Annotated in this window: 14 protein-coding genes and 1 pseudogene; 14 read left to right on the top strand and 1 reads right to left on the bottom strand. The window is 42.4% G+C overall.

The window, feature by feature from the left end; all coding sequences use genetic code 11:
• Positions 1-27 precede the first annotated feature (27 nt).
• The 14 genes and pseudogenes from RDV49_RS02020 (at position 28) to RDV49_RS01955 (ending at position 10,453) form a co-directional block, all read left to right on the top strand.
• The gene (locus RDV49_RS02020) at positions 28-588 is read left to right on the top strand and encodes a hypothetical protein (RefSeq protein WP_003009388.1); all 561 of its coding nucleotides are present in this window, start codon (positions 28-30) and stop codon (positions 586-588) included.
• A 9-nt stretch (positions 589-597) separates the two neighbouring features.
• The gene (locus tag RDV49_RS02015) at positions 598-903 is read left to right on the top strand and encodes a hypothetical protein (protein ID WP_003009391.1); all 306 of its coding nucleotides are present in this window, start codon (positions 598-600) and stop codon (positions 901-903) included.
• Entirely contained in the window at positions 903-1,226 is a 324-nt protein-coding gene (locus tag RDV49_RS02010) for a hypothetical protein (RefSeq protein ID WP_003009394.1), read from the top strand. Before RDV49_RS02015 ends, RDV49_RS02010 begins: the two co-directional genes overlap by 1 nt.
• Before the next feature lie 208 nt (positions 1,227-1,434).
• Positions 1,435-1,551: pseudogene (locus RDV49_RS02005) on the top strand (alcohol dehydrogenase); the annotation flags it as partial.
• Positions 1,552-1,630: 79 nt separating this feature from the next.
• Positions 1,631-2,521: a helix-turn-helix domain-containing protein gene (locus RDV49_RS02000; RefSeq protein ID WP_003009400.1), complete on the top strand. Its 891-nt coding sequence runs from the start codon at positions 1,631-1,633 to the stop codon at positions 2,519-2,521.
• 247 nt (positions 2,522-2,768) lie between these two features.
• Positions 2,769-3,155: a hypothetical protein gene (locus RDV49_RS01995; RefSeq protein ID WP_037608219.1), complete on the top strand. Its 387-nt coding sequence runs from the start codon at positions 2,769-2,771 to the stop codon at positions 3,153-3,155.
• A 170-nt stretch (positions 3,156-3,325) separates the two neighbouring features.
• Positions 3,326-4,024, top strand: a complete 699-nt coding sequence (locus RDV49_RS01990; RefSeq protein WP_003009406.1) for an N-acetylmannosamine-6-phosphate 2-epimerase — start codon at positions 3,326-3,328, stop codon at positions 4,022-4,024.
• Between the two features lie 139 nt (positions 4,025-4,163).
• Positions 4,164-5,480, top strand: coding sequence for an extracellular solute-binding protein (locus tag RDV49_RS01985; RefSeq protein WP_003009408.1), 1,317 nt, complete (start codon positions 4,164-4,166; stop codon positions 5,478-5,480).
• Between the two features lie 182 nt (positions 5,481-5,662).
• On the top strand, positions 5,663-6,550 hold the full coding sequence (locus RDV49_RS01980; RefSeq protein WP_003009412.1) for a carbohydrate ABC transporter permease: 888 nt from the start codon (positions 5,663-5,665) through the stop codon (positions 6,548-6,550).
• Between the two features lie 15 nt (positions 6,551-6,565).
• Entirely contained in the window at positions 6,566-7,405 is an 840-nt protein-coding gene (locus RDV49_RS01975; RefSeq protein ID WP_003002334.1) for a carbohydrate ABC transporter permease, read from the top strand.
• 74 nt (positions 7,406-7,479) lie between these two features.
• Positions 7,480-7,932: a NanQ anomerase/TabA/YiaL family protein gene (locus RDV49_RS01970; RefSeq protein WP_003009416.1), complete on the top strand. Its 453-nt coding sequence runs from the start codon at positions 7,480-7,482 to the stop codon at positions 7,930-7,932.
• 21 nt (positions 7,933-7,953) lie between these two features.
• The gene (locus RDV49_RS01965; RefSeq protein WP_003009419.1) at positions 7,954-8,601 is read left to right on the top strand and encodes a DUF624 domain-containing protein; all 648 of its coding nucleotides are present in this window, start codon (positions 7,954-7,956) and stop codon (positions 8,599-8,601) included.
• A gap of 31 nt (positions 8,602-8,632) precedes the next feature.
• Positions 8,633-9,550, top strand: coding sequence for a dihydrodipicolinate synthase family protein (locus RDV49_RS01960; RefSeq protein WP_037608222.1), 918 nt, complete (start codon positions 8,633-8,635; stop codon positions 9,548-9,550).
• A gap of 15 nt (positions 9,551-9,565) precedes the next feature.
• The gene (locus RDV49_RS01955; RefSeq protein ID WP_003009424.1) at positions 9,566-10,453 is read left to right on the top strand and encodes an ROK family protein; all 888 of its coding nucleotides are present in this window, start codon (positions 9,566-9,568) and stop codon (positions 10,451-10,453) included.
• Positions 10,454-10,550: 97 nt separating this feature from the next.
• Here the strand turns inward: RDV49_RS01955 and RDV49_RS01950 are convergent, their stop codons facing one another.
• Positions 10,551-11,390 carry a MurR/RpiR family transcriptional regulator gene (locus RDV49_RS01950; protein WP_003009426.1) on the bottom strand — a complete coding sequence of 280 codons (840 nt, stop codon included), beginning with the start codon at positions 11,388-11,390 and terminating at the stop codon, positions 10,551-10,553.
• Positions 11,391-11,618 lie beyond the last annotated feature (228 nt).

The raw sequence follows: 11,618 nt of genomic DNA, 5'->3' as shown, positions 1-11,618 counted from the left end.
CAAATCCAAGAAAGGAGGCCATCTCAAATGGAGTTAGAAGGTGACGTGCAAGGAAGACAAGATCAGGCACAGAAAATTATTGAAATGCCCCAACGAGATCGGGCAACGTCCGCTTCAGAAAATCAGCCATCATCTGCCTCGGTGGTCTCCATGTATGGACAGGAAAGGCCAAGTATTCCGAGCCTCCATCAGCAATTGGCAGGGGCATCTGGTATCCAGACCATTCAATTACGAGAGGAATTGGTACTGGCAGTAGCACAAAATGCTTCAGCGCAAGCGACGGTCTTTGAGGCTGAGCTCAAAGATCAGCTAGAAGTGGCCAAGGAGACGGTTTCCCATAAGGTTGCGGAGGTGTCTCAAATGGCCCACAGCATGGCCCAATTTTTAACAGACGCAGAAGTGGAGCAACTATTAGGAGAGTTCTCCATGGATACATGCTGGGACCAAGCGGTCGAGGCGGAAAACCTGGCCCAAGCAAAGGCCTACTCGACACGTCTGTCAGATTTGGCAGGCCAACTGGAAGCTGCGTCAGCCCAATTGGTGGACTTGGACAAGGGACAAGCAGTGGCCTTTGATTTTCATAAGTAGGAGAAAAAGATGTTAGAGATCCTGGGAGAGGATAGAGAACGCATTGAGGAGCTCCATCGAGAGATTAAAAAGGAGCAAGAGCGGATTGCAATTCGGAGTTTGATTGCAACGCAAAAAGCCTTGATGATGTTGGAAGGGATGAGTTTGCAGGTGACTTTGAGCGGTCAATCCGAAAAAATGCGCTCTTTTGCCACAACAACTCTAGTTAATGATTTGAAAGATGGATTTATAGGAGGAGCAGCGGACGCGGCAGAAGCAGCACTGAAATCAGTGAAAAAGCCGATTTTATTGAGTCCGATTAAAGGAGGTATGTGATGTACCATTCAGGAAATAGTGAATTAGAACAACTAGAAGATCGACATTACCGCTTCAACCAGAAACTTAGCGAGTTGGAGTGGGATTATGCGGATATGCGTATGGATGTCCGCCAACATACAGAAAATTTAGTAGACTGGCTGAGTGCCCTGCATTTTCAAGCCCCAAGTGCGGAGGCTCAAAGTGGCTTGGAGCGTTTATTTGCCTTGCAAGAAGAGTTTGAGGCAGAACTCAAGCGCTATGAAGAGCGTTTAGAAGAAGAACGTGAGCGCGAGCAGCAAGAGTACTATAAGCAGCGTCAACAATTAGAACAAGGTGATTGAAACATTCCTCTGGTAGAGATAAGGGGAATGTTTTTGTTTGCTCAAAAACCTTTTAAAAATATGCTTCGAACCATTGTAAACGCTTACTTTATATGTTATAATATCACAAAGAAATATACAGAACATGGTTTTATCAAATCAACAAAAAAGGAGTTGCTTATGAAAGCTGCAACCTATGTATCTGCAGGCAATCTGCAACTGCTGGATCAAGCTTACCACCCACCACTTCAAACTCTCAGAAGTTGAAAAAGCCTATGATGTCTTTAAACACGCGGGTGAAAACCACGCACTCAAGGTGATTATCGAAAATGATATCAGTGAATGAAGTGGCAACTAATATTTGTTCATAGTTTTTTTAGTAGGGCTGTGAGGTAACTTCTAGCCCTTTTTCAGAGGATTAAGAGATGAGAGATATAAAAAGTGAAATTGGGAAAAAACTAAGACGATTAAGAGAAGAAAAGGGGATGACGAGAGAAGTACTTTGTAACGATGAAAGTGAATTAACAGTACGTCAGTTAGTACGTATTGAAAAGGGGGAATCTTTACCTAGCTTAAAAAAATTAGAATATATTGCGAATATGCTGGATATTCCAGTATCGAATATTGTAGATCATGATAAAGCGGTGTTGCCTCGTAGATATCTAGAGTTGAAATTTTTAGTTACTCATTTTATGACATATGGGGATGAAGAACGGATAAGACTAAAGGAATCTTATTTTGATGAGATTTACGAATCTTATTTTGAAGATTTACCAGAAGAGGAACAAGTTGCTATTGAAGCTGTAGATGCAGCATTAAATGTTTTTTCAACTGAAAAAGCTGAATATGGAGAAAATTTGATTGAGGAATATTTTGGACAATTGATGACTAAAAAAGAATTTTCTCAAAATGATCTATTAATTATCAAATTATTTTTGTTCAAATGTCTCGCGAGAGCAAAAGATAAAAGCGATGCCATGATTTTAGTTGATAAAATGATTGCTACCAAAGATTCATCTGATAAAACGAGCCTATATTTAATAACCAGAAATTTGATAGCGATGACTTCTATTTTATATCAAGATGAAGATTATGATCAGTTGGGTCCATATATAGATGAATTGGATAAATTGGTACAAGAAACTCAATATTTTCAACAAAAGCCAGGTATAGATATGATGAAAGGAACCTATGCATTCTACGTGGAAAAAGACATAGAAAAGGCAAAAGTATTTTATCACCAAGCAATGGTTTGCGCTCATTCATTTGGCGAATTTGATCTTGAAAATAAAAAAAGAAATGGAAAAACATTTTAAAAAATGAGAATGTGACATTTATATCATGTCCATTTTATTTTTAAAGTGATACCATTGTTATTGAAGATGAAGTGTTAGGTAGAGAAGATAATTATAACTATTACAGGAGGATGTTTTTTTCAGATTTGATGGATGAAATTATCATGTATAGATTAGAATTTTCACTTCATATTTCTTGTAAATAACTTATTATAGTCTTATAATATAAGTACAGAAAACGATTACATAAAGAGAAAGGTGTGATCTTATGAAACGGTTTTGTTATCATCGTGAATTCTGGATGGACTTCCATTTCTGGATCTTGGTCTTGCTTTTAGTGGCTGTAGCTTTGACGATGCGGGCTCCGCTTTCGGTAGTTAGCCTGGCTTATCTTGCTTTTGTTGGGATTTTGATCTTGCTGCAGGTCTTTCAACCGCCTGTATCGACACGGCAGTACCCAGAAGGTAGCTACCATTTCAATTGGACCTTTTATCGGGATACCCGACTGTATATCGATCTCTTTTTATTAGCAGGTCTCTTGGCAGGCCCAATGGCTTCATCGGATATGGTCTATTGGATCTTGCTTGGAGCCGTCGTCGGCTCTATCGGCTTTGTATTTGTCGTAAAGGAAAAAGCGACTCAAAAGATGGCCTAAGGAATCACCATGTCCTAGATCTCTGAAACTAGTTTCAGAGATCTTTTTATTTTGCCCTAAAATGTGAAACTATAATCCAATTGCACGATTAATATTGTAAGCGCTTTAAAAATAGATTATAATCAATTTACAAGTACTCGAGTTGCCTTATTATCAAAGGAGAAGGAGTTATGTCAAAGATTACAAAAGATGAACTGATTGAACAAATCAAAGATGGCATCATTGTTTCTTGTCAAGCCCTCCCTCATGAACCGCTCTATACAGAAGCAGGAGGAGTCATTCCTCTCTTAGTCAAAGCGGCGGAGCAGGGTGGAGCTGTCGGAATCCGAGCCAATAGTGTCCGGGATATCAAGGAAATCAAGGAAGTGACCAAGTTACCGATCATTGGGATTATCAAACGCGATTACCCACCTGAAGAACCCTTTATCACAGCTACTATGAAAGAAGTCGATGAGTTGGCAGCTTTGGATATCGCGGTCATTGCGCTTGATTGTACCAAACGTCCACGTCATGATGGACTTTCGATTAGTGACTTTATCCATCAAGTCAAAGAGAAATATCCAGACCAACTCTTGATGGCTGATATTTCGACTCTGGAAGAAGGATTGACAGCTGTCGAAGCGGGAGTGGACTTTGTCGGAACGACCCTTTCGGGCTATACGGACTACAGTCCAAAGGTTGATGGCCCAGATTTTGAACTGATCCATAGTCTCTGCCAAGCAGGAGTAGATGTCATCGCAGAAGGCAAGATCCACTACCCTGATCAGGCCAAGAAAATCCATGATCTCGGTGTTCGTGGTATCGTCGTAGGTGGCGCCATTACCCGACCAAAAGAGATTACAGAGCGCTTCGTCGCAGCCTTAAAATGAGAAAACAAAACAGTAGATTGAAGGAGGAGGAGACCGAATAGAGAGTAGTCGAATCTGAAACATGAACAAGAATAGGCGTCCTCATTGAGGATAACCCCTTGTAAGAGTAATCTTACCGCAAATCGTGAGGAGAAATCACATGAAAATGAAAAAAGTATTGTGCTCGTTGGTAGCTGGTGCAGCTCTTCTAGCACTCGCAGCTTGTGGCTCTGGCGGAGGATCAAAATCAGAATCTTCTGGAGGAAATTCTGGTAAAACAGAAATTACCTGGTGGGCATTCCCAGTCTTTACTCAAGAAAAAGCAGATGATGGTGTCGGAACCTACGAAAAATCAATTATTGCAGCTTTTGAAAAAGCGAATCCAGATATCCACGTGAATTTGGAAACGATTGACTTCAAGTCAGGTCCTGAAAAGATCACAACGGCTATTGAAGCAGGAACTGCTCCGGATGTACTCTTTGATGCACCTGGACGGATCATTCAGTATGGTAAAAATGGAAAATTGGCTGATTTGAACGATCTCTTTACCGAAGATTTTGTCAAAGATGTCAATAATGAAAATATCATCCAAGCCAGCAAGGCAGGCGACACAGCTTACATGTATCCAATTAGTTCAGCACCATTCTACATGGCGATGAATAAGAAGATGCTCAAAGATGCAGGCGTGTTGGATCTTGTCAAAGAAGGCTGGACAACAGACGACTTTGAAAAAGTATTGAAAGCTTTGAAAGACAAAGGTTATACACCAGGATCACTCTTCAGTAATGGTCAAGGTGGAGACCAAGGAACTCGTGCCTTCATTGCCAACCTTTATGGTGGTTCTGTTACTGATGAAAAAGTAACCAAGTATACAACAGATGATCCAAAATTTGTCAAAGGTTTGGAAAAAGCTTCTAAATGGATCGATGACGGCTTGATGATGAATGGTTCTCAATTCGATGGTGGAGCAGACATCCAAAACTTTGCGAATGGTCAAACTTCTTACACTATCTTGTGGGCGCCTTCACAAAACGGTATCCAAGCTAAATTGTTGGATGCAAGTAAGGTCGAAGTAGTAGAAGTGCCATTCCCATCTGACTCAGGCAAGCCAAAATTGGAATACCTTGTCAATGGATTTGCAGTCTTCAATAATAAAGATGAAAAGAAAATTGCTGCTGCTAAGAAATTTGTACAGTTCATCGCAGACGACAAAGAATGGGGTCCAAAAGATGTTGTGCGTACAGGAGCCTTCCCAGTTCGTAGTTCATTTGGTAAGTTGTACGATGACAAACGGATGGAAACCATCAGCACTTGGACAAAATACTACTCACCATACTACAACACGATCAACGGTTTTGCAGAAATGCGGACCCTATGGTTCCCAATGTTGCAATCTGTTTCAAACGGGGATGAAAAAGCAGAACCAGCTTTGAAGACCTTTACTGAAAAAGCAAACGAAACCATTACGAAAAAATAATCAGTCTATGAAGCAGACCTAAGTCTTTCATAGAAACGAGAATTTGCAGGCCCCTTCGAATCCGTATTTCTCTTTTTGGAATGGAACGAAGGGGTCTTCATTCTTTCTGGATCTTCTTTTCTTAAGTCGTAAGATATGTTTAGAAAAGAAAATAGAAAAAGAACACTAGGAGGTGCCTTACTGTGAAGGTAAACAAAATCCGAATGAGGGAGACGCTCGTTTCCTACGCATTCCTAGCACCCATTTTAATCTTCTTTACAGTCTTTGTCCTAGCCCCCATGATCATGGGCTTTGTGACAAGTTTCTTCAACTATTCTATGACATCCTTTAAGTTTGTCGGTTTAGAAAATTATTCCCGCATGTTTGCGGATAAGGTCTTTGTGAAGTCCTTGATCAATACCGTCATCATCGTTATCGGATCCGTTCCGATCGTCGTATTGTTCTCCTTGTTTGTGGCTTCTCAGACCTACCATCAAAATGCGATTGCGCGTTCCTTCTATCGTTTCGTCTTCTTCCTTCCAGTTGTTACAGGGAGTGTAGCGGTAACGGTTGTGTGGAAATGGATCTATGATCCACTATCAGGGATTTTGAACTTTGTATTGAAATCTGGACATGTCATCAACCAAAATATTTCTTGGTTGGGGGACAAACACTGGGCTTTGATGGCCATCATCATTATTTTGTTGACCACTTCAGTTGGTCAACCGATCATCCTCTACATCGCTGCTATGGGAAATATTGATAATTCTCTCGTAGAAGCCGCGCGTGTGGATGGTGCGACAGAATTTCAAGTTTTCTGGAAGATCAAATGGCCAAGCTTGTTGCCAACAACTTTGTACATTGCGATCATTACGACCATTAACTCTTTCCAATGTTTCGCCTTGATCCAATTGTTGACATCCGGTGGTCCTAACTACTCAACGAGTACCCTTATGTACTACCTCTATGAAAAAGCCTTTAAACTCTCTGAATACGGTTATGCCAACACCATGGGTGTCTTCCTTGCGGTGATGATTGCCATTATCAGTTTTGCGCAATTCAAGATCCTCGGAAACGACGTAGAATACTAAAGAAAGGAGCCTCAGATGAAACCAACACAAAAGAAACCCATCACTGCCTTTACAGTGATTTCAACGATCATTTTGCTCCTTTTGACAGTCTTGTTCATTTTCCCATTTTATTGGATTTTGACAGGGGCCTTTAAGTCTCAACCAGATACCATTATGATCCCACCTCAATGGTGGCCAAAGACACCAACCATGGAAAACTTCCAACAGTTGATGGTACAAAACCCAGCCCTACAATGGTTATGGAATAGTGTCTTCATCTCCCTTGCAACCATGCTTTTGGTGTGTATGACCTCTTCCTTGGCAGGTTATGTCTTGGCTAAGAAACGCTTCTATGGTCAACGAATTCTCTTTGCCATCTTCATTGCAGCTATGGCCCTTCCAAAACAAGTTGTCTTAGTTCCATTGGTACGCATTATCAACTTTATGGGGATCCATGATACCCTTGCAGCGGTTATTCTACCATTGGTCGGATGGCCATTCGGGGTCTTCTTGATGAAGCAATTTAGTGAAAACATCCCAACAGAACTCTTAGAATCTGCTAAGATCGATGGTTGTGGAGAGTTGCGGACTTTCTGGAGCGTTGCCTTCCCAATTGTCAAGCCGGGATTTGCAGCCCTTGCCATCTTTACCTTTATCAACACCTGGAACGACTACTTTATGCAATTGGTAATGCTGACCTCTCGGCAGAACTTAACCATTTCTTTAGGGGTAGCAACCATGCAGGCTGAAATGGCCACCAACTATGGCTTGATCATGGCCGGGGCAGCCCTAGCTGCAGTGCCAATCGTTACGGTCTTCCTCGTGTTCCAAAAATCCTTTACACAAGGGATTACCATGGGAGCGGTCAAAGGATAAGTCCTCTGCTTGGACAAACGATAGTTGTGTACAGATCGGTTTTCTAGGCTGAGAAGTATCGAAAGGATGAGAATATGATATTTGATGATTTAAAAAACATCACCTTTTACAAAGGAATCCACCCCAATCTAGATCAGGCCATTGACTTTCTCTATGAGCATCGGAAGGATTCTTTTGAATTGGGGAGATACGATATTGATGGGGATAAGGTCTTTCTCGTCGTTCAAGAAAATACCCTCAACAAAGCAGAAAATGATCGCTTTGAACACCACAAAAGATATGCCGATTTGCATTTATTGGTAGAAGGGCATGAGTTTTCGAGTTATGGATCTCGTGTGACAGGTGAGGCGCTCGCATTTGATGAAGCATCGGACATCGGTTTTGTCCATTGCCAGGAGTCTTATCCGCTTCATCTAGGCTATCATAATTTTGCGATTTTCTTTCCAGGGGAGCCTCACCAGCCCAATGGCTATGCAGGGCAAGAAGATATCGTGAAAAAATATCTATTTAAAATTGCGATCGATTGATCACGTTAGAAAGGAGTGCCTATGTCATCTAAGGGGGCAGGATTGATCAAAACCGTTTTTAACACGGACAATGTAGTGATGCGTATCAGTGAGAAGGTCCTCGACTTGGTAACTGTTAATCTTTTATTTGTGCTAAGTTGTTTACCAGTTCTCACGATTGGAATTGCGAAAATTAGTTTGTATCAGACCTTATTTGCCATTAAGCACCAGCGTCGTGTTCCGGTGATTCGTAGTTATGCGAAGGCTTTTCGGGACAATTGGAAAATAGGCTTACAACTAGGAAGTTTAGAACTGATTGTTGCAGGTATTTGTCTCTTTGATTTATTCTTATTTTGGGGGCAAACTTCCCTAGCTTTCCAAGCTTTGAAAACCATTTGTTTAGGCCTCTTTCTCTTTCTTGTGTTGATCTTATTGGCTGCTTATCCGATTGCGGCCCGCTACCAATTGGATTGGAAAGAGTGTTTGCAAAAAGCCATGATTGTGACAGGCTTGCATTTTCCTTGGTTCTTTGTCATGGGAAGTGCTCTCTTGCTTCTATGTATGGCTCTTGCAAGCTCGGTTTTAGCTTTCCTATTGGGGCTTATGATCTTTTTCTTGTTTGGCTTTTCAAGCTTGGCTTTTGCACAAGTTGGATTAATGGAAAAGATTTTCGCCCAGTACCAAGAATAAAATGAATTCATTAGTGACAAAAGGAGAAAAAATGTCAGATTTAAAAAAATATGAAGGAGTCATCCCCGCTTTTTACGCCTGCTATGATGACCAAGGAGAAATTAGCCCGGAGCGGGTACGTGCGCTGGTAGAATATTTTATCGCGAAAGGTGTGCAGGGCTTGTATGTCAACGGATCCTCTGGCGAATGTATCTACCAGAGCGTGGCCGATCGCAAGCTGATCTTGGAAGAAGTGATGGCAGTAGCTAAAGGGAAATTGACCATCATTGCTCACGTAGCCTGCAACAACACCAAGGATAGCGTGGAATTGGCACGACATGCGGAAGAATTAGGAGTGGATGCCATTGCGGCCATTCCACCGATCTATTTCCGCTTGCCAGAATACAGTGTGGCCCACTACTGGAATGAAATCAGTGCAGCCGCACCCAATACAGACTTTGTCATCTACAATATCCCGCAATTGGCAGGGGTCGCTTTGACACCGAGCCTTTACAAGGAAATGTTGAAAAACCCACGGGTGATTGGGGTCAAGAATTCTTCGATGCCTGTTCAGGACATTCAAACCTTTGCTTCTTTAGGAGGCGACGACCACATCGTCTTTAATGGTCCGGATGAACAATTCTTAGGTGGCCGTCTCATGGGAGCGCATGCTGGGATCGGTGGCACCTATGGTGCGATGCCAGAACTTTTCTTGAAGCTCAATCAGCTGATTGCTGAGAAAGACTTGGAGACTGCGCGTGCCTTGCAGTTTGCTATCAATGACATTATCGGAGTCTTGACGTCTGCTCATGGCAATATGTATGCGGTCATCAAAGCGGTTTTGCGCATTAATGAAGGTTTGGACTTGGGATCTGTTCGCTCCCCTTTGACGCCAGTAGTAGAAGCGGATCAAGAAGTGATTCAACGTGCTGCTCAACTCATTCAGGACACAAAAGCCAGATTCCTTTAATCAAAGGAGGTCTAGATGAATCCATATGTTGTAATTGATATCGGAGGGACCAGTATCAAGTATGGTCTAGCCGATGCAAAAGGGCAACTCCTAGAGACCCATGAAATGCCAACGGAGGCTCAAAAAGGAGGACCTCACATTCTTAACACAACAAAGGAAATCGTAGCCCGTTATTTGAAGAAGCATCCCTTGGCAGGGGTGGCGATTTCTTCGGCCGGAATGGTAGATCCTGATAAGGGAGAAATCTTTTATGCCGGCCCACAAATTCCCAACTATGCAGGCACCCAATTCAAAAAGGAAATCGAAGAGACCTTTCAGATCCCTTGCGAGATTGAAAATGATGTTAACTGTGCCGGTCTCGCAGAGGTCACCACAGGCCATGCAAAAGGATCGAACAATGCTGTTTGTCTGACGATTGGGACAGGGATCGGCGGTTGCCTCTTGCTCGATGGTCAGGTCTTTCATGGCTTTAGCAATTCAGCCTGTGAGGTTGGCTATCTTCATTTGCCAGATGGTGCCTTTCAGGATCTAGCTTCAACGACGGCTTTGGTCGAGTATGTGGCAGAACATCACGGTGATCCTGTGGAACAGTGGAATGGCCGCCGGATCTTTAAGCAGGCAACAGAAGGAGATAAGATCTGTATGGCTGGAATTGATCGAATGGTGACCTACCTTGGCAAAGGACTGGCCAATATCGTTTATGTGGTCAATCCAGAGGTCATCGTTCTTGGAGGGGGGATTATGGCTCAGGAAGCCATCCTCAAGCCAAAAATCTATCAAGCCCTGTGTGCCGAACTGGTTCCTAGCCTAGCAGATAAGATCCGTTTGGAATTTGCCCACCATCAAAACGCTGCGGGTATGTTGGGGGCTTACTATCACTTTAGACAAAAACATGAAACATAAAACAAGTCGCGTTGGCGACTTGTTTTTGATTCATCAAAAAAAGCATGAAAGATGAAGAAAGCCTGATCTTTCATGCTTTTTAAATAGGGAGACCATATTAAGATTTTCGAGAACGTTGATTAGAAAGTTTTTTGTTTTCCCAGTAGCTATTAAAGACAATTTCCTTTTGTTCTCGACTTTTATTAAGGAAATGAGCATAGATCAAATCGACCACAATGAGGAGTGGTAAAATGGCGGAGATTCGATCGATATAGGTACTACTAGGAAGAGGTGCGGCCGGTAACACTTCTGTGAATCCTTGGTGGATGGCAGCCGGGTTAGCGGTCACAAGAACCGTTTTAGCCCCTTTTTCTTTGGCGTCCAGGAGACTATCTGTAATGGAGTTGGTGCCTCCTGACAATGAGAAACCGATGACTAAACAAGAGGAATCGAGAATACTGGTCGTCCAAGCAAAGCCATCTTGATCAGTCAGGGCTTCACAAACGACGCCTAGTCGCATAAAGCGCAATTTCATTTCTCGAGCAACTAAACCGGAACTACCGATCCCGAAGAAATAGACTCGGTCTACTTGACCGATTAGTTCAGCTACCCGATCTAATTGGGAATCTTTTACCAGACTTTCAGTGACGTTACTGATATGGTGGTAGCGTTGCAAGACGCTCAGCGTCAGCTCGTCATGCTCTTGCACCTGTTTTTGATTTTTGGTTTCTTCGTTAAAGTGATAGACAAATTCCCGATAGCCGGAAAAGCCACATTTTTGAGAGAAACGCGTTAAAGCTGCCTTTGAGACATGGAGTAACTCCGTTACACGAGAAGAGGACAGGGAGTGCTGTCGTGCTTCCGACGATAAGAAATATTGGGCAATGTCGCGTTCCATATCTGTTAACTCAGCTTCATGGCTGGCGATAATGGCGCGTAAATCTTGATCTTGTTTCACAGCAATCCTCCTTTCTCACGAGATGAAATAACAGGATACTCCTATAATATATTACACATTATAACATGGGTAACCGCTTTATTCAAGTAAAAGAAATCAAGAAATACTGAAACTAGGAACAGGATATGCGAAAAGAAGAGAACGCTACCAATCCTGGCAGTAGTGGCTTGTTGGTTATCCACAATTTTCTGAAAATTTCCGGTTGGGCCTGAACAAACGATATGAATT

The organism is Streptococcus parasanguinis, assembly GCF_031582885.1.
Classification (GTDB): Bacteria; Bacillota; Bacilli; order Lactobacillales; family Streptococcaceae; genus Streptococcus; species Streptococcus parasanguinis_M.
The sequence above is the reverse complement of the archived record's forward strand: the minus strand, read 5'-3'. Positions and strand labels throughout refer to the sequence as shown.